Here is a 20,029-nt window from a genome sequence, read left to right as displayed (position 1 = left end):
CACCCACTTTTGTCAAGCGCCTTTCATAAGTGATCAAACCGTTACCGGCTTTACGCTGTGATTAACTGAAAGCGTGAGCTTTCCGTCCCCCCTGCACAGCCCGGTCATCTCGACGGCCGGCGGGCTGCTGCAGCTGCTGCGGGACGGCACGCCGCGCACCCGCGCGAAGCTCGCCCAGATCACCGGCCTCTCGCGGCCCACGATCACGCAGCGCATCGACCAGCTGCTCGACCTCGGGCTCATCGCGCCCGTGGAGGACGCGGCCTCCACGGGCGGCCGCCCGTCGTCGCAGATCGCGTTCAACCCGCGGGCCCGGGTGGTGCTCGCGGCCGACCTCGGCGCGCTCCACGCGCGCGTCGCCGTGACGGACCTCGACGGCGGGCTGCTCGCCGAGGTGTCGTCCCCGCGGGACATCGCCGAGGGCCCCGAGACGGCGATCGACTGGATCCTGCGCTCCGCGCGCGAGCTGCTGCCCGGCCTCGGCTACGCCCCCGAGCACATCGCCGGCGTCGGGATCGGGGTGCCGGGCCCCGTCGAGTTCTCGACAGGGCGGCCCATCAACCCGCCCATCATGCCGGGATGGGACCGCTTCGACATCCCCTCCGCGATCCGCGCCGAAATCGACGCGCCCGTGCTCGTCGACAACGACGTCAATATCATGGCGCTGGGAGAGCTCAGCACCTCGTGGCCGGGTGTCACCGACCTCATCTTCGTGAAGGTCGCGAGCGGCATCGGGGCCGGCGTGATCTCCGGCGGAACCCTGCGCCGCGGTGCGAACGGGGCCGCCGGCGACATCGGCCACGTCGCGCTCGCGCGCGCCGCCGACGCCCCCTGCCCGTGCGGCAACCGCGGCTGCCTCGAGGCCGTCGCCTCGGGTCGCGCCCTCGCGCACGCCCTGAGCAGCCCGCAGGCCCGGCTGCAGCGGCCGAGCGACGTCGTCGCCCTCGCGAAGAGCGGCGACGTGGCCGCGATCCAGGCGATCCGCCAGGCCGGGCGCGACATCGGAGAGGTGCTGACCGCCTGCGTCAGCCTCATGAACCCATCGACCATCGTCATCGGCGGCACGATGGCGCAGGCCGCAGAGCACCTCGTGGCGGGCGTGCGCGAGGTCGTCTACGCGCGCTCGATCCCGCTCTCCACCGAGCACCTCACCATCGCGCCCTCCCGCGCCGCGGGCAACGCGGCGATCTACGGCGCCGCGCAGCTCGCGATCGACGCGGCCCTGTCGCCGGAGCGGATCGCGGCCGCCCTCGGCGGCTGAGCGCGGGGCGGGCGCGGTGCGCCGCGGGCGAGACAGAGGATCGCAGCCCGAAGCACCCTGGCCGATCCGTGCCGGCCCCGCTAGCGTGGATTGCATGGTCAACTATCGATACCTCGGCAACAGCGGTTTCAAGGTCTCGGAGATCACCTACGGCAACTGGGTGACGCACGCATCGCAGGTGGGGAACGACACGGCGATCGCGACCGTGCGCGCGGCGCTCGACGCGGGCATCACGACGTTCGACACCGCCGACACCTACGCGAACACGGCGGCGGAGGCCGTGCTCGGCGAGGCGCTCAAGGGGCAGCGCCGGGAGTCGCTCGAGATCCTCACGAAGGTGTACTTCCCCACCGGCCCCAAGGGTCCGAACGACACCGGCCTCAGCCGCAAGCACATCAGGGACTCGATCGAGGGATCGCTGCGCCGCCTCGGCACCGACTACATCGACCTCTACCAGGCGCACCGCTTCGACGTCGAGACGCCGCTCGAAGAGACCTTCCAGGCCTTCGCCGACCTCGTGCGCCAGGGCAAGGTGCTCTACATCGGCGTCTCGGAGTGGACGGCCGACCAGCTGCGGCAGGGGCACGCACTCGCGAAGGATCTCGGGATCCAACTCGTCTCGAACCAGCCGCAGTACTCCGCGCTGTGGCGGGTCATCGAGGGGGAGGTCGTGCCCGTGTCGCAGGAGCTCGGGATCTCGCAGATCGTGTGGTCGCCCCTCGCGCAGGGCGTGCTCACCGGCAAGTACCTGCCAGGGCGGCCCGTGCCCGAGGGATCCCGAGCGACCGACGAGAAGAGCGGCGCGGAGTTCATCAAGCGCTTCCTCCGCGACGACGTGCTGACCGCGGTGCAGCGGCTGGGGCCGATCGCGGCCGAAGCGGGGCTGACGCTGCCGCAGCTCGGGATCGCCTGGGTGCTGCAGAACCCGAACGTGTCGGCTGCGCTCGTCGGGGCCTCCCGGCCCGAGCAGCTCGCCGACACGGTGCGCGCTTCAGGGGTCGTGCTCGACGCCGACACGCTCGCCGCGATCGACGAGGCGCTCGGCGACGTCGTCGAGCGCGATCCGTCGATCACGTATGAGACCGCGCCGAAGCGCCGTCTGGTCTGAGGCTCGTCTCCCGAGCCTCGCCTACGGCACGAGGTAGCCGGCCGCGCGGACGAGCTCGTACCACTCCGCGCGGGTCAGCCGCACCTCGGATCCCTGGGTCGCCGCGGCGACGCGCTCGGGCGAGGTCGTGCCGAGCACGACCTGCATGCGGGCGGGGTGGCGCGTGATCCACGCGACCGCGATCGCTTCGGCCGGCACGTCGTACTGCGCCGCGAGGCGGTCGATCGCAGCGTTCAGCTCGGGGAAGCGCTCGGAACCGAGAAAGGGCCCGTCGAAGAAGCCCGCCTGGAACGGCGACCAGGCCTGCACCGTGATGTCGTGCAGGCGGCAGTAGTCGAGCACGCCGTCGTCGCGCGTCACCGACTGCTCGAGCCCCTGCATGTTCGCGGCGAGGCCCTGCGCGATCATCGGCGCGTGGGTGATGGAGAGCTGCAGCTGGTTCGCGACGAGCGGCTGGCGGACGTACTTGCGCAGCAGGTCGATCTGCCGGGGCGTGTGGTTCGAGACGCCGAACGCGCGCACCTTGCCGGCGGCTTCGAGCTCGTCGAACGCTCGCGCGACCTCCTCCGGTTCGACGAGGGCGTCGGGGCGGTGCAGCAGCAGGATGTCGAGGTAGTCGGTGCCGAGGGCGCCAGCCGCAGCGCCTCGGCGAAGCGGCGCTCGCAGCCGTACACGCTGTCGCCGTAGATGTCGGCGTGATCGAGGAAGTTGATGCCCGCGTCGCGCGCGGCGCTCACGAGCGCGCGCACCTGCTCGTCGGTCTTGTTCAGGATCCGCATGAGCCCGAGCACAACGTTGGAGACGGTCAGCTCGGTTCCCGGCATGGCGAAGGTTCTCATGGCACCACGCTACCGCGCGCTCGGCCCCATCTGACAGGCTCGGGACCAGTGTCACTCCTCGGCGACGACCGACATCCGCTGCGTGAAACTCAGGCGCGCCTGCACCACCCGCTCGGGATCCCACCCGGGGCCCGGCGTCGAAGCGACCAGCAGCCGCGTGTAGGGGTGCGCGGGCGCCTCGAGCACCTGCGAGGTCTCTCCCTGCTCGACGACGGCCCCTCGGAACAGCACGAGCGTACGCCGGCACAGCTCTTGGATCACGGCGAGATCGTGGCTGACGAAGAGGTATCCGACGCCGGACTCGCGCTGGATCTCGGTGAGCAGGTCGAGCACCTGCGCCTGCACCGACACATCGAGTGCGGACACGGCTTCGTCCAGTACGACGAGTTTGGGTTCGACGGCGAGCGCCCTCGCGATCGCTACGCGCTGCCGTTGCCCGCCAGAGAGCTCGTGGGGTTTCGCATCGGCGTGGCGCTCCGTGAGCCGCACCCGGTCGAGCAGCCGCAGGGCGCCCGCGCGGGCCTCGGCCCGGTTCGCCGCGAGCCCGTGCAGCAGCTGGGCGCGCTGCAGCGTCTCCCCCACGGTGAGGCGACGGTCGAGCGTACTATTGGGATCCTGGAACACCATCTGCGCGGCCCGCGCCCGCGCCAGTCGAGCACTGCGACCCCGAGGGGGTCGCAGGCAGTCGACGCCGTCGATCCTCGCCTCGCCGGCATCGGCGCGCTCGAGGCCGACGAGGATGCGGGCGATCGTCGACTTGCCCGATCCCGACTCCCCCACGAGCCCCAGCGATTCGCCCGGTTCGATGGAGAAGTCGACCCGGTTCACCGCAGTGACATCCTCGGCGCCTCTGCCCATGCGGAATACCCGGTGCAGTCCGGTGACTTCGACGAGACTCATGATCGCCTCCTCCGTTCGAGTGCCGGCGCCGACTCGATGAGCGAGCGCGTGTAGGGGTGCTCCGCACCGGCGAAGAGATCCGGACGCTCCAGCGTCTCCACGATCTCTCCCTGGCGCAGCACATGGATGCGGTCGCAGATCGCTCCGGCGAGGTGCAGGTCGTGGGTGATGAAGAGCATGCCGAGCCCTCGTTCGCGGATCTGACGCTGGAAGATGGCGATGATCTCGGCCTGCGTGGTGACGTCGAGCGCGCTCGTCGCCTCATCGGCGAGGATCAGCTTCGGATCGGTGCTGAGTGCGGCCGCGATGACCACCCGCTGCAGCATGCCGCCCGACATCTCATGGGGGTACTGCCGCATGCGGCGCTCGGGCTGGGTGAGTCCCACCTCGGTGAGCAGTTCGAGGATCCTCTCGTCGGCGGCGCTGCGTCGAATGCCGTGCACCCGCACGAGCCGCTCGGCGAGCGAGTCGCCGATGCGGCGAACCGGGTTCAGCGCGGCGCGCGGATCCTGCTGCACGAGCGCCACGGAGTTCGCGCGCACGCGGCGGCAGACGGCGGGATCGGCTCCCACCATCTCCGTGCCGTCGACGCGGATACTGCCGCGGATCTCGGCCTCGTCGCCGTAGAGGCGCAGAGCGGCACGCACGGAGGTCGATTTGCCCGATCCCGACTCACCCACGAGCCCGATGAGCTCGCCGGGGGCGACGGTGAGATCGATCCCCCGCAGGATATGGGCCGGTTCGTCGCCTCCGACGAAGCTCAGATGCAGATCATCGATGTCCAGGAGCATGGCTCATCCCTTCGCAAGCAGCCGGTCGGCGACGCGCACCCCGACGATGTTCACGGCGATCACCACGAGCGCGATCGCGGCTCCGGGTACCAGTGTCGGCAGGAAGTGCCCCTGCACGATGCCCGCCTGACCCTCCTGCACCATGAGGCCCCACTCCGAGCTGGGCGGTTGCGCGCCGAACCCGAGGAAGCTCAGAGTCGCCAGGCTCATGAGCGCCTCCCCGAAGAGCACCACGAGGTATCCGACGAGGGGCGGCAGCAGGTTCGGCACCACTCCCCTGAGACAGATCGCAGCGCCTCCCATGCCCTGCACCCGGTACGCGTCGATGTAGGGCCGCGACATCTCGCTCAGGGCGAGGCTGCGCGTGTACTTGGCGATGACGGGGGCATAGGCGAGAGCGAGGGCGACGACAGCGGTGACCGGGCCCTTGCCGAACACCGCGATCACCAGCACCACGAAGAGCAGGCCGGGAAACGCGAACATCACGTCGGTGATGCGCGCCAGCAGCGTGTCGACCCAGCCGCCGCGCCATGCCGCGACCACGCCGATGGCGACGCCGAGCACGGTCGCCAGCAGAAGCAGCAGCACGGGGCCGATCAGCGTCTCCCCCGCCCCGATGAGCAGGCGCGACAGGAGGTCGCGGCCCAGCTGATCGGTGCCCAGCGGGTGAGCACCGCTCGGCCCGCCCCAGACCGCGGCGAAGTCGACCTCGTCGGCCGCGTGGGGCGCGATGAGCCGCCCGAACACGGCGGCGATCACCACGAGCGCCAGGAACCCCAGTGAGATCCAATACCCGAGTGCCGGGCCGTTGCGGCGCTTGGTGCGCAGGCGCGGCGGGATCAGCGCGGTCATGCCGACACCGCCCTTCGATTGATACGGGGATCGAGCACCGGCAGCAATAGATCCACCGCCGTCGTGACGATCATGTAGGCGACGACCATGAACAGCAGCACGGCCTGCACCACCGGGAAGTCGTGCGTGTTGATGGCGTCGACGAGCAGCGAGCCGACACCCGAGATGCCGAACACCGTCTCCACGGCCACCGTGCCGGCGATCATGCTCGCGATCACGAGGGCGACCATCGTGATGATGGGCCCCCAGGAACCGCGCAGCACGTGATCCCGCACGATGAAGCGCTCGGCGAGACCGGTCGCCCGCGCGGCCTCCACGTGCTCGGATGAGAACTGCTCGATCATCGACTGCCGGGTCACCCGACTGACGATGGCGAGCGCAGTGATCGCGAGGGTCAGTGCCGGGAGCGTGAGGGCGTGGAGGCGCTCCAGCCCGCCGCTGCCGGCTCCGGCGACGGGGAACCACCGCAGTTGCACGGCGAACAGCGCCACCAGGGCGATGCCCAGCACGAAAGAGGGAACGCTCGCGGCGAGCGTGGTTCCGCCCACGATCGCGGTGTCGGTCGGGCGGCCGCGACGCACCGCTGCGAGCACGCCCAGGCCGATCCCGAACACGGCCAGCAGCACCGCCGCGTAGCCCACGAGCGAGAGGGTGACCGGGATCCGCGCCGCGAGGATCGCGCTCACCGGCTGGTGGTACTGGAACGACTGCCCGAAGTCGCCCGTGAGTGCGCCCGAGGCCCAGTGCCAGTACTGGGCGAGCATGGGCTCGTCCAGGTGGTACTGGGCTCGGACGCTCGCGACCCGCTCCGGGGTGATGTTCTCCGGGTTTCCGATGAGGAAGGTGACCGGGTCGCCCGGCGCGGCGAACATCGCCGCGAAGATGATGAAGGATGCGACGACGAGCGTGAGCAGCATGCCGCCGAGCCTGCGGATCGCGTTGGACATGGAGGATCAGCCCTTCGCGCTGCCCAGATCGGCCGCCCACGGGTAGTAGATGTACGCGGCGGAGGAGGGCACCCCGGTAACCTCGTTCGACATCACGAGCGTCGACGGTGTTGCGACCACGGGGATCCAGACGGCGTTCTCGGCCCAGCGGCGCTGCAGTTCGATCGTGATCTCCGCGCGCTCGGCATCGTCCGTGGCCGCGTACCCCTGCTCGACGAGGGCGTCGTACTCGGGGTCTGCCAGGATGCCGAAATTGACGCTCGCGTCGGACTTGCCGTTCTTGTAGAAGCCGAGCGGGTCGTTCTTCGAGATGTAGTACTCGTCGGGCCACAGGTCGGCCTTGCCGCGCAGTTCGGCATCGGAGTAGAAGTCGCCGTACTGGGCCTGCGGCACCACGAGGATCTCGGCTTCGAGACCGATCGATTTGGCGGCGGCCACGAGGGCATTCGCGATCACATTGTGCGTGGAGGATCCGTTGGAGGCGACGACGAGGTTCTCGCTCGGCTTTCCCGTCTCCTCGACGAGCGCCTTCGCCTCGGCGAGATCGTCCTCGGACGGCTTGGCCGGCGCCCCCTCGAGCTCGTCGAAGGCCTGCTCGAAGGCCTCGACCTCGTAGCCCCAGGCGCCGGATCCGACCGGGGCCTTCCACGGCTCGGCGAGGCCGCTGAACGCGGCTCCGGCGATGCCCTCGCGATCGAGCGCGAGCGATAGCGCCTTGCGCAGTCGAACGTCGGTGAGCGCCCCTCGGTCGGTCGCCTCGAGCACCCAGGCGTTCGTCGAGGGGCCCTGGAACACCGAGACATCGGCGCTGCCGTTGAAGGCCACCGCCGCCCCCGCGTTCTCGAGGTATGCACCCTGGGCCTCGCCCGCGGTCAGACTGTTCGCGATCGCCGACTCCTCTGCCCATCGGAACACCACCCGCTCGGCGAGGGCGTCGACATCGGGGTTCCAATAGTCCTCGAACTTGGCGATCGTGAGCTGCGAACCGGGCTCCCACGACTCGATCTGGTACGGGCCGCTGCAGGCCGAGGCGGATCCGGGTCCGCCGAAGCCGTCGCCCTCGGCCTCGATCACCCGGGGGTTCCACACGATGCCTCCGTCGCCCGCCATCGCCTGCAGGAAGATCGCGTCGGGTTGGGTGGTGGTGACGGTGATCTGGTCCTCGCCCGTCTGCTCGATGGAGACGACGTTCTGATACTCATCGGACTCCGCGGCGCCCTCGGCCGCGTGACGCTGCATGCTCCAGAGCACATCGGCCGTGGAGACCGGGCTGCCGTCGTGGAAGACGGCGTCCTGCCTGATGGTGAAGACCACGTGGGTGTCGTCGATCCACTCGGCGTCCGAGGCGATGCCCTGGCCCAGCGTGAGGTCGGGCTGCACCTGCATGAGACGATCGCAGGTGTTGGCCAGCACGGTGTCATCGGCGGTGGTCGCATCGATGTCGGCGTCCATGGTCGTGGGCTCCGAACCGAGCATCCAGGTCACCGATTCGACGGGACCGGCCGCAGCGGGGGTCTGCGCGGCGAAGGGCGCGTCGAGCTCGACGACGTCTCCGCCCGATCCGCCCTCCCCCGCATTCGAACAGCCGGTGAGCGCGAGCGCGGCGACGGTCGCCGCGCCCAGTGCGATGCGAGCACCGCGGGATTGCTTCTTCATTGAAAACGCCTCCTTGTCAGCGTGGGTGTTCAAACGTCGTTGTTCGTTCATCTCATTCGGGCGACCCGGGCCCGTCGTACAGGTTCCAGGGCAGCACCTCGTACTCGGTCTCGCAGGGGAAGCCGGGTGCGATGCGATACTCGCCGCTGGTGAGGTCGACGCAGCTCGACAGCAGCGTCGACCACCGCTTCAGGCGCGGCGAGCCGGGATTGGGGTGGGTGCAGACGCCCTCCGGGTGCCCGAGGTGGTCTGACATCGCGGCCCGCACCAGTCGGAAGCTCTGGGCTTCGTCGCGCGCCTCGGCCACGCGGGCGAGGCCCGCTCGCACTCGCGGCAGTCGCAGGAGGGAGTCGGCCGACACGGGCCGGTAGCGGCCGGCGAGCTGAGGCGGAACGGAGGCCTGGAAGTGATTCGTATGAGCGATCATCCCCTGTTCGTCGGGGTAGATCCAGTCGACGCCCTGCGGGGTCGTCTCGAGGTCGATGCCGAACCCGCTGCGATGCGCGAGCAGCGCGTTGCTCGCGATGTGCGGACGCGTCTTGACGAGGGTCTTCAGTGCCGATGCGAGGTCACCGTGGTCGAGCACGAGTCTGCGGATCAGCGTTTGAGGCAGGCCGATCTCGTTGCCGAAACTTCCGCCCAGGCCGTTCGCGTTGAGGGCGATGCCGGCGGAGTTCGCCCCGTGCCGGCCGACCTGGCCGGCCTCGAGCTGCATGATGACCGTGGGCAGCGGATCCTGCACCACGCGCAGCACCAGGGTCGTGTCGGCGGTGAGCGTGCGCCAGTCCCAGTTCTGCCCCACGAGCGTGTGCCCGGTGCCGCTCGCCGCGCCGGTGAGGAAGAACGAGGTGCAGCCGTCGACCGCGTCGCGTTCCTCCTCCTGCTCCTCGGCGGGCGGTGGGACGGTGGCGGGGCTTGCAGCCTGGTGGTTGTAGACGAACTCGCCGCGCACGTTGAGGGTGAGGATCTCGGCGAACGAAGCGCCCGACCCCTCGGCGATACCGCGCATCTCCTCGACGAGGTGGGGCGCGAGCTGCTCCGAGATCGGCAGCCACTGCGCAACCGAGTCGGTGATCTCACGCCAGCTCAGGCCGGTCTGCGCGGTGAGCGCCTCTGCGTAATAGTCGATAGCGAGCGCGATGAGGTCGCCGGCTCCTTCGCCGTACTGGCGACCGCGCTCGCGCGGTGGTCCGCTGACCTCGAGCACGCGGATGCTTCCTGCATCCCCCATGGAGACCTCCCTGTCCTGGTTGCCTGCACCGTCTTGTCACGACGATGCCGTGGTGCGGCTTGCGATTCTCCGGCCGGCGGAGAATGATGAGTGGAACATCCGTTACGGATCCCCGCCCTTTAGTACGAGATGATACATCAATGGAACCGTTTGTAACAAGCGATACAGAAAATGGCGCTCTCGCCGCCCTGCGTGCCCGTATCTCCGAGCACTGGGAGGAGCTGTCGAAGTCGGAGCGGGCGGTCTGCCGGGTGTTGACCGACATGTCGGCGGAGCGTCTGCTCTACGCCAGCGCGGCGGAGCTCGGAGCGCAGAGCCGCACCTCGAACGCGTCCGTGGTGCGCACGCTGCAGACCCTCGGCTACTCGGGCCTCTCGGAGCTCAAGCAGGAAGTCGCCGCCCCGTTCAGCTCGAGCGTCGCTCCCGATGTCAGGCTGCGGCAGCGCCTGGAGCATGTGGGGCAGGATCTGCAGCAGATCCAGCGCGAGATCTGGGCCGAGGCTTCGGAACTCATCGAGCTCGGCAGACGCGCCAACGATGACGCGCGCTATTCGGTCGCCGTCAACCTGATCGTTCACGCTGACACGGTCTACTGCTACGGCCTCGGCGCTTCGGGCATCGCCGCCGAGCACCTCGCGCTGCGGCTGCGCAGGATCGGCGTGCCGACCCGCCGCCTCACGACCGACGGCTTCAAACTCGCAGACGAGGTGATGAGCCTCGGGGCACGCGACCTCCTGGTCATCTTCGCGCCGGGTCGCGTGACGAGCGACATCGAAGCGCTGCTCGATCACGCGCAACTCGTCGGCGCGAGCGTGCTGCTCGTCACCGACGAATTGCTCGACCAACTCGCTCCGCGCGTCACCTCGGCGCTCGTCGCCCCGCACACCCCGACCGGCCTCACCGCCGAAGGGCTCTCGGGGATCCTCGTCGGCGATGTGCTCGTGCAGGCCGTCTCCGCCGTCGGACCGGACAAGGCTCTGCGATCGTCTCAGCGTCTCAACGACCTGCGGGCGCGCCTCGGATACTGAGGCGCGCCCGCAGATGGGTCAGTTTCGGCCGTGTCCCCCCGCGGCGACACGCACGGAAGTGACCCCGATACAGAGAAACGGCAGCGACGGGACTGGCGGCAGCCCGGGCGCGCGGGGCCGACCGCCCGACCCTCCGAGCATCAGCACCCGTTTCCGCACCAATGAGGAGATCGCGGTCTATGCGGTGGGTCGCCCCCGAAAACCACCGCATAGACCGCGATCTCCTCATTGAACGGCACCGCCCAGCGCTCAGTCGTCCAGCAACTCGGCCTCGATGACGTCGTCATCGCCAGCGCCGCCGGCACCGCCGGCACCGCCGTTCGACGGCACCGACCCTGCGCTCTCCAGTGCGAGCGACTCGCCGTCGGGCGCCACGTCCACCCGCACGGCGTCGCCGTCGCGCACGGATCCGGAGAGGATCGCTCGCGCGAGCCGGTCGTCGATCTCGTGCTGCATGAGCCGCCGCAGCGGACGCGCACCGTAGATCGGATCGTAGCCGCGCGATGCCAGCCACGAGCGCGCCTCGGGCGTGACGCCGAGGGTGAGCCGGCGATCCGCCAGCCGGTCCTGCAGACGGTCCACCGCCAGATCTACGATCTGCGCCAGATCGTCTTCCGAGAGCGGCCGGAAGATGACCATCTCATCGAGCCGGTTGATGAACTCGGGCTTGAACGCGCGGCGCACCGTCTCGCGCACTCCGAACTCCTTCTCGCTCCACGGCAGATCGGGGTCGATCAGATACTGCGAGCCGAGATTCGAGGTGAGGATCAGGATCACGTTGCGGAAGTCGACCGTTCGGCCCTGACCGTCGGTGAGCCGACCGTCGTCGAGCACCTGCAGCAGCACATCGAACACCTCGGGGTGCGCCTTCTCGACCTCATCGAGCAGCACGACCGAGTAGGGCCGCCGGCGCACGGCCTCGGTCAGCTGACCGCCCTGCTCGTAGCCGATATATCCGGGAGGGGCGCCGACGAGCCGCGACACGGAGTGCTTCTCGCCGTACTCGCTCATGTCGATGCGGACCATGGCGTGCTCATCGTCGAAGAGGAACTCGGCGAGTGCCTTCGCGAGCTCCGTCTTGCCGACGCCGGTGGGCCCGAGGAACAGGAACGAACCGGTTGGTCGATTGGGATCCGCGATCCCGGCCCGCGTGCGACGCACCGCATCAGCGACCGCACGCACCGCGTCCCCCTGGCCGATGAGCCGCTTGCCGAGTTCGCTCTCGAGCGCGAGCAGCTTCTCGGTCTCGCCCTGCAGCAGGCGGCCGACCGGGATGCCGGTCCAAGCAGCGACCACACCGGCGATGTCCTCGTCGGTCACCTGGTCGTTCACCATACGCGGCTCGCCGTCGATCTCTCCCGCCATCTCGGCCTGTTCGGCCTCGGCGAGTTGCTTCTGGATCACGGGGATCTCGCCGTAGAGCAGCTTCGACGCCTTCTCGAGGTTGCCCTCGCGCTGAGCGACCTGCGCCTGCATATTGAGCTGGTCGAGCTTCTCCCTGAGGGAGCCGACGCGGTTCAGCGTGGCGCGCTCGCGCTCCCAGCGCGCCTCGAGGCCGTCAAGCTCGCGCTGCTTCTCGGCGAGGTCTTCGCGCAGCTTCGCCAGACGCTCCTTCGAGGCCTCGTCCTTCTCCTTCTTGAGCGCGAGTTCCTCGAGCTTCAGCCGGTCGACCGCGCGGCGCAGTTCGTCGATCTCGATCGGAGCCGAGTCGATCTCCATGCGGAGGCGGCTCGCGGCCTCGTCGATCAGGTCGATCGCCTTGTCGGGCAGCTGCCGCGCCGTGATGTACCGGTTCGATAGGCTCGCGGCGGCGACCAGAGCCGAATCGGCGATGGTCACCTTGTGGTGCGCCTCGTAGCGCTCCTTGAGGCCGCGCAGGATCGCGACCGTGTCTTCGACACTCGGTTCACCCACGTACACCTGCTGGAAGCGCCGCTCGAGCGCCGCATCCTTCTCGATGTACTCGCGGTACTCGTCGAGCGTGGTCGCGCCGATGAGCCGCAGCTCGCCGCGGGCGAGCATGGGCTTCAGCATCTGCGACGCCGCGACCGACGACTCGCCGCCGCCAGCTCCCATGAGGGTGTGCAGCTCGTCGATGAAGGTGATGATCTTGCCGTCGGAGTCCTTGATCTCGGCGAGCACCGCCTTCATGCGCTCCTCGAACTCGCCGCGGTACTTCGCACCGGCGATGAGCGCCGAGATATCGAGGGAGATCAGCTCCTTGTCCTTGAGCGACTCGGCGACGTCACCGGCGACGATGCGCTGAGCGAGACCCTCGACGACGGCCGTCTTGCCGACGCCGGGCTCACCGATCAGCACCGGGTTGTTCTTGGTGCGCCGAGTGAGCACCTGGCTCACTCGCCGGATCTCGCTATCGCGACCGATGACGGGGTCGAGCTTGCCCGAGCGGGCGACTTCCGTGAGGTTGACGCCGAACTGCTCGAGGGCGCTCTGCCCCTCTTCGCCCTGGGCGGGCTGCCAGTTTGCCTGCATCTGGGGTCCTTTCTCGTTCAGCAGACTGCGGCGACCCGAGCAGGGAGGCCACAAACTTGAGTGATGATGACTCAAGTTTATCGCAGCACTCCGATTTGCGCCAGGATTCTTCTCCTGCTCAGGTGTCCGATACTCCGGGCGAATGCTCCCGCTCCGCGACCCTCACCTTCCGCTTGCCCGTGATCCTGCCCACGGGAATCATCAGCAGCCAGCTCAACTGCGCCCACGTCGACCCGGCGAGGAAGGCGATCGGCACCGAGACGGCGAACACTCCCATCTGTGCGAGCACGTCGATGCGCGAGGCTCGCAGCAGCGCCGGGCTCGCCCGCTCCACCAGCAGACCCCGGACCCGCCCGATCTCGTGCATCGCCCACTGCGAGGCCATCGCCAGCGCCACGTTCACGGCGTACAGCGCGGTGGGCAGCGGGTACTCGGAGATCTCGGGATCACTGATGCCCTGCGTGGTGAACGGCAGAAGCACGATGAGCCCCGCCGTGACGAGGTTCGCGGTGACGACAGGGCCGTCGATCCCGATGAAGCGCGCCAGCAGCAGCGTGTTGTGACGCCAGAAGATCGCGATCACCACGAAGCTGATGAAGAAGCCGAGCAGCTGCGTGCCGAGCCCGTGGTCGAGCAGCTCGGCTGGCTCGCGCCAGGCCGAAGCCGCCGGCAGGTCGATGTTCGCCACCAGCAGGGTGATCGCGAAGCCGTAGATCGCGTCGAAGAATCCGATTCCCCGGCCGAACTCCGCGCCCTCCCGCTCGAAGATCCCGCGCATCACAGCCCCTCAGCCCGTCCGGTTCACCGCACGAGCGAGCGCAAACGTCGCAGCGCGACCGACAGGGTCGCAAGGCCTGCATCGACGTCGGAGCGCACCGCATCGAGCGCTTCCTCGAGCACCCGCCTGCTCGACACCGCACCCTGTTCGAGCCAGGTGTCGATCCGCAGGGCCGCATCCCCCGGCTCCGTCTGCTCGAGCACGGACGCGGTGAGTGCGATCATCACCGCGTAAAGATCATCACGCATCGCGGCGCGCGCCATCGACCCCCAGCGGTCGTCCTGCGGCAGAGCCGTCACCCCGCTCAGCAACTCGTCGAAGTGCATCCGAGATGAAAGGTCGAAGTACACCGCGGTCACCTCGTCGAGGCTCCAGCCTCGCAGACGCGACTGCTCCACGATGTCGAGCAGAGGCAGAGAAGCGAGCAGGCCGGCGCCGCGCCGAGCGAGGTTGCTCGGCACCCCCGCCCGCTCGAGTTCGTCGACGCGGGCCTCGAACCGCAGCAGCTCGTCTCCGCGCAACAGCTCGCCGAGCATCTCGGAGAGCCGCACGACGGGCCCGGCGAACAGTTCGATCTCGGCACCGATGTCGATGCTCTCGACGCGATGCTGCACGAACCAGCGCGTCGCCCGATCGAGCAGCCTGCGGAACGTGAGATAGAGATCGGTCTGCACCGCGGTGCTCACCGCGTTGTCGGTCGCCTCGACGGCCACCACGAAGTCGCGCAGGTCGAACACCTCACGAGCCACCACGTAGGCGCGGGCGATCTGCTCGCTCGACGCCCCCGTCTCGTCTGCGGCCCGGTAGGCGAACGTGATGCCGCCGCGGTTCACCATCGAGTTGACCACCGAGTTGACCACGATCTCCGAGCGCAGCGGGTGGGCGGCGAGATCATCTCCGTAGCGCTCTCGGATGGGACCCGGGAAGTAGTCGGCGAGGGTGCGGGCGAACCACGGGTCGTCGGCCATCCGCGTCGCTGCGAGGTCGGACTTGAGCGCCAGCTTGGCGTAGGCGACCAGCACCGCGAACTCCGGGCGGGTAAGGCCCCGCCGTTCGGCGAGGCGGGTCTGGATCTCGCTCGTACTCGGCAGGAACTCCAACTCCCGATCCAATTCGTCTCGACCCTCGAGCCACTTCATCAGCCGCTCGTGCGAGGGAAGCATCTCGACTGCGTTCTCGCGAGAGTTGCCGAGCAGCACGTTCTGCTCGTAGTTGTCGCGCAGCACCTGCACCGCGACCTCGTCGGTCATCGAGTGCAGCAGTTCGTTGCGCGCCTCGCGATCGAGGCGGCCGTCGCGCTCCACAGCACCGAGCAGGATCTTGATGTTCACCTCGCGATCGGAGGTGCCCACACCGGCGGAGTTGTCGATCGCGTCGGTGTTGATGCGCACCCCCGCGAGCGCGGCCTCGATGCGGCCGCGCTGGCTCACGCCGAGGTTGCCGCCCTCGCCGACCACGCGCACGCGCAGCTCGGAGCCGTTCACGCGGATCGCATCGTTGCCTCGGTCACCGATCTCGGCGTCGGTCTCGGAACTCGCCTTCACATACGTGCCGATGCCTCCGTTCCAGAGCAGATCGACCGGGGCGAGCAGCACGGCCCGCTTGAGCTCAGCGGGCGTGAGCGAGGTAACGCCGGCCTCGAGCCCGAGCGCCTCGGCCATCTGCGGGCTCACGGAGATCGACTTCGCGGAGAGCGGGAACACGCCGCCGCCCTCGGAGATGAGCGCGCGATCGTAGTCGTCCCACGAGGAGCCGGGCAGTTCGAACAGTCGCGCACGCTCGGCGAACGACGTCGCCGCATCGGGTGAGGGATCCACGAAGACATGCCGGTGATCGAACGCCGCCACGAGACGGATGCACTCGGAGCGCAGCATGCCGTTCCCGAACACGTCCCCAGACATGTCGCCCACGCCGACGACGGTGAACTCCTCGGCCTGGGTGTCGTGGCCCATCTCGCGGAAGTGCCGCTTCACCGATTCCCACGCCCCGCGTGCCGTGATGCCCATGCCCTTGTGGTCGTAGCCCGCCGAGCCGCCCGATGCGAAGGCGTCGTCGAGCCAGAAGCCGTACTCGGCCGAGATGCCGTTGGCGATGTCGGAGAAGGACGCCGTGCCCTTGTCGGCCGCGACCACGAGATAGGGATCGTCGCCGTCATGGCGCACCACCCGCTCGGGATGCCGCACCTCCGACCCGTCGCGGTTGTCGGTGATGTCGAGCAGACCGCGGATGAAGGTGCGGTACGCCGACTTGCCGCCCTCGAGCCACGCGGCGCGATCGCTCGGCGACGGCAAGCGCTTCGCCACGAATCCGCCCTTCGAGCCCGTCGGCACGATCACGGCGTTCTTCACCATCTGGGCTTTTACGAGGCCCAGCACCTCGGTGCGGAAGTCCTCGCGCCGGTCGCTCCAGCGCAGACCGCCGCGAGCCACCTTGCCGAAGCGCAGGTGCACACCCTCGACCTCCGGGGAATACACCCAGATCTCCGCCATGGGGTGCGGCTTCGGCAGGCCGGGCACACGGGCGCAGTCGAGTTTCATCGATACCCACGGCTTCGGGCGCCCCTCGGCGTCCCGCTGGTAGAAGTTGGTGCGCCAGGTCGCCTCGATCACCCCGATGATCGAGCGCAGGATCCGGTCGTGGTCGAGGCTGGACACGCCCTCGAGGTCGAGTTGGAGTGCAGCGGCCTGTTCCGCCGACTGCGCCTCCCGGTCGCCCTGGATCTCGGGGTCGAAGCGCAGCTCGAAGAGCCGCACGAGACCGGCGGCGATGCCGGGGTTCGCGATCAGCGCCTGCTCGATGTACTCGACCGAGAAGGCGGAGCCGATCTGCCGCAGGTACATGCTGATGGCGCGCAGGATCACGATCCTGCGCCAGTTCAGACCCGCGAGCAGCACCAGCGCGTTCAATCGATCGCTCTCGGCGTTCCCCGTCCAGGCCGCCTCGAACGCATCCGTGAACTCGGCTCCCCAGTCGGCATCGCCCCACAGCTTCTCGTCGGCGACGACTAGGCCGAAGTCGGAGATGTAGCGGGTACCGCTCGGCAGCAGAATGGTATTCGGGCGCTCGTCGGCGACGTCGACGCCGAGGTCGGTGAGGAACGGCAGCACGCGCGTCAGCGGGTAGGGCGTGCGGGAGACGAGGGTGAGGTAACGACGGGATGGATCCTCGTCCTCGGGCGTGTAGAGGTGCACCGCGAACTCGGCTCCCGCCTCCAGGCTCTCGAGCAGAGCAACATCGCCCAGCGCCTCGTGCGGCGGCACATACACCTTGTACGACTCGGGGAAGGCGTTGCCGTAGCGGCTGAGCAGCTCCGCCGCTCGCGTCTCGTCGTTGCGCTCGTGCAGCGCATCCACGAACGCCTGATCCCAGCTGCGGATCGCGGTTTCGAGCTTGGACTGCAGCTCGGCCTCCGAGACCTCGGGCACGGCCTCGCCCTTCGGCACCCGCACCACGAAGTGCAGCTGCGCCAGAGGCGAGTCGCCGACGCGCGTGGCGTGGTCCATCTGGTCGGCGCCGAAGGCTTCGCGCAGCAGAGCCTCGATCCGCAACCGCACGGTCGTGTTGTAACGATCCCGGGGCAGGAACACGAGCGCGGAGACGAACCTGCCGAACTCGTCGCGCCGCAGGAAGATGCGGGCGCGCCGCCGCTCTCGCAAGCGGCTCACCTCGCCGGCGACGGCCAGCAGGTGCTCCGGTGAGTCCTGGAACAGCTCGTCGCGCGGGTACTGCTCGAGCACCTGGAGCAGGTCCTTGCCCGAGTGCGAGTTCGGCGCGAAGCCTGAAGCATCGAGCACGGCGCGCACCTTCTTCGCCACGATCGGCAGCGTCAGCACGGAGGAGGCGTAGGCGACAGAGGTGAACATGCCGAGGAAGCGACGCTCGCCCGTCACGTTGCCGTCGCGGTCGAAGGTGCGCACGCCGATGGAGTCGAGGTAGGTGTCGCGGTGCACCGTGGCCCGGGAGTTGGCCTTCGTGATCGTGAGCAGCCGAGGCTCGCGAGCCGTGCGCTGCGCCTCGGGCCGCAGCCTCGCGATCGGCGTCTTCGTCTTCCTCAGAATGCCGAGGCCCGTGTGCGGCAGCGCCCGGAGCACGTCCTCGCCGTCTTCCCCGACCTCGAGCGCTTGCTCGCGGTACCCCAGGAACGTGAAGTTGTCTTCCGCCAGCCAGTTCAGGAACTCGACCGCCGAGGCGATCTCCGCCCGGTCGACGGTGGACGGCGCCGCGGTACGAAGGTCGGTGACCACGTCGAGGCACGCGCGCCGCATAGCCTGCCAGTCGTTCACGGCGGCGTGCACATCGTGCAGCACGCCGCGCACCCGATCCTCGAGCTCGGCGCGTCCCTCCTCCGTGGGAACGCGATCGACCTCGAGATGGATCCACGACTCGAGGTCCCCGCCGTGGGCGTCGATCTCGAGCAGTTCGCCCCCGTCATCGCGCCGCACCGAGAGCACCGGATGTGTCAGCAGATGGACGGTGAGGCCCTGACGGGCGATCGCCGCGATGACCGAGTCGACGAGGAAGGGCGAGTCATCGGTGCAGATGTCGACGATCGTGCGACGCGAGGTCCAGCCCTGCTCGGCGAGCGTGGGCGTGAACACCGAGACCAGGGTCTCGCCGCGATCGCGCCGCCCCGCAAGCATGCGCATCGAGAGGGCCGCACCCACGACGTCGCGGGGCTCGCGCTCCCGCAGATCCTCCGCATCGACCTGGCCGACCAGCAGTTCGACGCCCGGCCTCAGCGGTCGATCGACCCCCTCGAGCGCGTCGCGGAGCCCCGTCGTGAGATTCGTGCTGTCCATGAGCTTCGGCGCCCCGTTCTGCAAGAGATGCATCGTAACCGATATCGAGGACCAGCCTAATGAGGACCACCGACATTCTCGACCGCTGCGCTCGACGTTCCGGGAGGCTCGGCGACAGCGTCGCCTCCCGACCGCTGCGGAGCCGCCGGAGTGCCGCGGTACGCGCACCCGCTCGCGCGACCTCTAAGCTGGTACGGCAACCAGCCCAACGATCCGGGAGCCCCTCACCATGTCGAAGATCGCCCTCGTGCGCCAGCCCAGCAGCCTGCTCGACGACGGGATCGTCGACCACATCGAGAAGGTCGCGGTCGACCTCGACGCCGCACGCGAGCAGTGGCGCGGCTACGTCGCCGCACTGCAGTCGCACGGGTGGGAGACGATCGAGGTCGACCCGGCCGACGACTGCCCCGACTCCGTGTTCATCGAGGATACGGTCGTGATGTTCCGCAACGTCGCCGTGATCTCCCGCCCGGGCGCCGACAGCCGCAAGCCCGAGACCGCCGGCACCCGCCGCGCGCTCGAGGCGCTCGGGTGCCCCGTCGTCGAGATCCAGGCCCCCGGCACCCTCGACGGCGGCGACGTGCTGAAGGTCGGCGACACCGTTTACGTCGGCCGTGGCGGCCGCACGAACGCCGAGGGCATCGCGCAGCTGCGCCGCATCCTGGCCCCGCTCGGCGGCAGCGTCGTGGCCGTTCCCGTCACCAAGGTGCTGCACCTCAAGACCGCGGTGACCGCGCTCCCCGACGGCACCGTGATCGGCTACCCCGACTTCGTCGACAACCCGGGCATCTTCCCGGCGTTCCTGCCCGTGCCCGAGCCGCACGGCACCGCGGTGGTCTGCCTCAGCGACTCCGAGCTGCTCATCTCGGCCTCGGCACCCCGCACCGCGGAGATGCTGCGGGATCTCGGCTACGACGTCACCGAGGTCGCGATCTCGGAGTACGAGAAGCTCGAGGGCTGCCCCACCTGCCTCTCGGTGCGCGTGCGCTGCCTCTACTGAGGCGGGCACCCGGCGGTCGGCACTGACGGCTCTGCGCCGCGAATGTAGACTTCCCGCACCAAAGCAGATCTCTCGCACGGTGCAGGAGGTCTACTTCGGTGCGGGAGGTCTACACCTGCGCGACGCTACCGCGGGGCCGAGACCGCGATCCGGATCCCGAGCGTGTCGGTCGGCACGTCCTTCGTCTCGCGGGCAGTCAGGGCGGCTGGGCGGATCGAGGCCGAGCTGCGTGCGGGCCGCCCCTGACCAAGACTCCTCGTACTTTCCCGTTCAATGGGAATCTGGGAGCACAGATCATCAGCCTGCAGCACACTGTCTGCAGCACCCCACCGCGTCGAAGGAGACA

General features: G+C 69.0%; 13 protein-coding genes and 1 pseudogene. 4 read left to right on the top strand and 10 right to left on the bottom strand.

The window, feature by feature from the left end:
* The first annotated feature begins 73 nt into the window (after positions 1–73).
* The gene (locus AC0KXF_RS07625) at positions 74–1,261 is read left to right on the top strand and encodes an ROK family transcriptional regulator (RefSeq protein WP_473108596.1); all 1,188 of its coding nucleotides are present in this window, start codon (positions 74–76) and stop codon (positions 1,259–1,261) included.
* A 94-nt stretch (positions 1,262–1,355) separates the two neighbouring features.
* Positions 1,356–2,369, top strand: coding sequence for an aldo/keto reductase family protein (locus tag AC0KXF_RS07620; RefSeq protein WP_473108595.1), 1,014 nt, complete (start codon positions 1,356–1,358; stop codon positions 2,367–2,369).
* 21 nt (positions 2,370–2,390) lie between these two features.
* On the opposite strand, the pseudogene AC0KXF_RS07615 reads toward AC0KXF_RS07620, so the two are convergent.
* From AC0KXF_RS07615 to AC0KXF_RS07585, 7 genes and pseudogenes are all read right to left on the bottom strand, one after another.
* Positions 2,391–3,148: pseudogene (locus AC0KXF_RS07615) on the bottom strand (aldo/keto reductase).
* A gap of 111 nt (positions 3,149–3,259) precedes the next feature.
* Positions 3,260–4,108, bottom strand: coding sequence for an ABC transporter ATP-binding protein (locus tag AC0KXF_RS07610; RefSeq protein WP_473108594.1), 849 nt, complete (start codon positions 4,106–4,108; stop codon positions 3,260–3,262).
* Complete coding sequence (locus AC0KXF_RS07605) at positions 4,105–4,899, bottom strand: ABC transporter ATP-binding protein (protein WP_473108593.1); 795 nt, start codon at positions 4,897–4,899, stop codon at positions 4,105–4,107. Before AC0KXF_RS07605 ends, AC0KXF_RS07610 begins: the two co-directional genes overlap by 4 nt.
* Before the next feature lie 3 nt (positions 4,900–4,902).
* Complete coding sequence (locus tag AC0KXF_RS07600; protein ID WP_473108592.1) at positions 4,903–5,751, bottom strand: ABC transporter permease; 849 nt, start codon at positions 5,749–5,751, stop codon at positions 4,903–4,905.
* Complete coding sequence (locus tag AC0KXF_RS07595) at positions 5,748–6,698, bottom strand: ABC transporter permease (protein ID WP_473108591.1); 951 nt, start codon at positions 6,696–6,698, stop codon at positions 5,748–5,750. Before AC0KXF_RS07595 ends, AC0KXF_RS07600 begins: the two co-directional genes overlap by 4 nt.
* A 6-nt stretch (positions 6,699–6,704) precedes the next feature.
* Positions 6,705–8,354: an ABC transporter substrate-binding protein gene (locus AC0KXF_RS07590; protein WP_473108590.1), complete on the bottom strand. Its 1,650-nt coding sequence runs from the start codon at positions 8,352–8,354 to the stop codon at positions 6,705–6,707.
* A gap of 52 nt (positions 8,355–8,406) precedes the next feature.
* A complete protein-coding gene (locus AC0KXF_RS07585) occupies positions 8,407–9,585 on the bottom strand; it encodes a C45 family autoproteolytic acyltransferase/hydolase (RefSeq protein ID WP_473108589.1) in 1,179 nt (392 codons plus the stop codon).
* Between the two features lie 140 nt (positions 9,586–9,725).
* Between AC0KXF_RS07585 and AC0KXF_RS07580 the strand changes: the two genes are divergently transcribed.
* Positions 9,726–10,613 (top strand): MurR/RpiR family transcriptional regulator, encoded by an 888-nt coding sequence (locus AC0KXF_RS07580; protein ID WP_473108588.1) that lies wholly within the window; start codon positions 9,726–9,728, stop codon positions 10,611–10,613.
* A 249-nt stretch (positions 10,614–10,862) separates the two neighbouring features.
* Here AC0KXF_RS07580 and AC0KXF_RS07575 read toward each other — a convergent pair whose 3' ends face one another.
* The 3 genes from AC0KXF_RS07575 to AC0KXF_RS07565 form a co-directional block, all read right to left on the bottom strand.
* A complete protein-coding gene (locus AC0KXF_RS07575; protein ID WP_473108587.1) occupies positions 10,863–13,106 on the bottom strand; it encodes an ATP-dependent Clp protease ATP-binding subunit in 2,244 nt (747 codons plus the stop codon).
* Positions 13,107–13,224: 118 nt separating this feature from the next.
* Complete coding sequence (locus AC0KXF_RS07570) at positions 13,225–13,884, bottom strand: TMEM175 family protein (RefSeq protein WP_473108586.1); 660 nt, start codon at positions 13,882–13,884, stop codon at positions 13,225–13,227.
* Between the two features lie 23 nt (positions 13,885–13,907).
* The gene (locus AC0KXF_RS07565) at positions 13,908–18,683 is read right to left on the bottom strand and encodes an NAD-glutamate dehydrogenase (protein ID WP_473108635.1); all 4,776 of its coding nucleotides are present in this window, start codon (positions 18,681–18,683) and stop codon (positions 13,908–13,910) included.
* A gap of 229 nt (positions 18,684–18,912) precedes the next feature.
* On the opposite strand from AC0KXF_RS07565, the gene ddaH reads away from it, so the two are divergent.
* Positions 18,913–19,683, top strand: a complete 771-nt coding sequence (gene ddaH / locus AC0KXF_RS07560) for a dimethylargininase (RefSeq protein ID WP_473108585.1) — start codon at positions 18,913–18,915, stop codon at positions 19,681–19,683.
* Positions 19,684–20,029 lie beyond the last annotated feature (346 nt).

It is taken from the genome of Leucobacter holotrichiae (assembly GCF_055791005.1).
The sequence above is the reverse complement of the archived record's forward strand: the minus strand, read 5'-3'. Positions and strand labels throughout refer to the sequence as shown.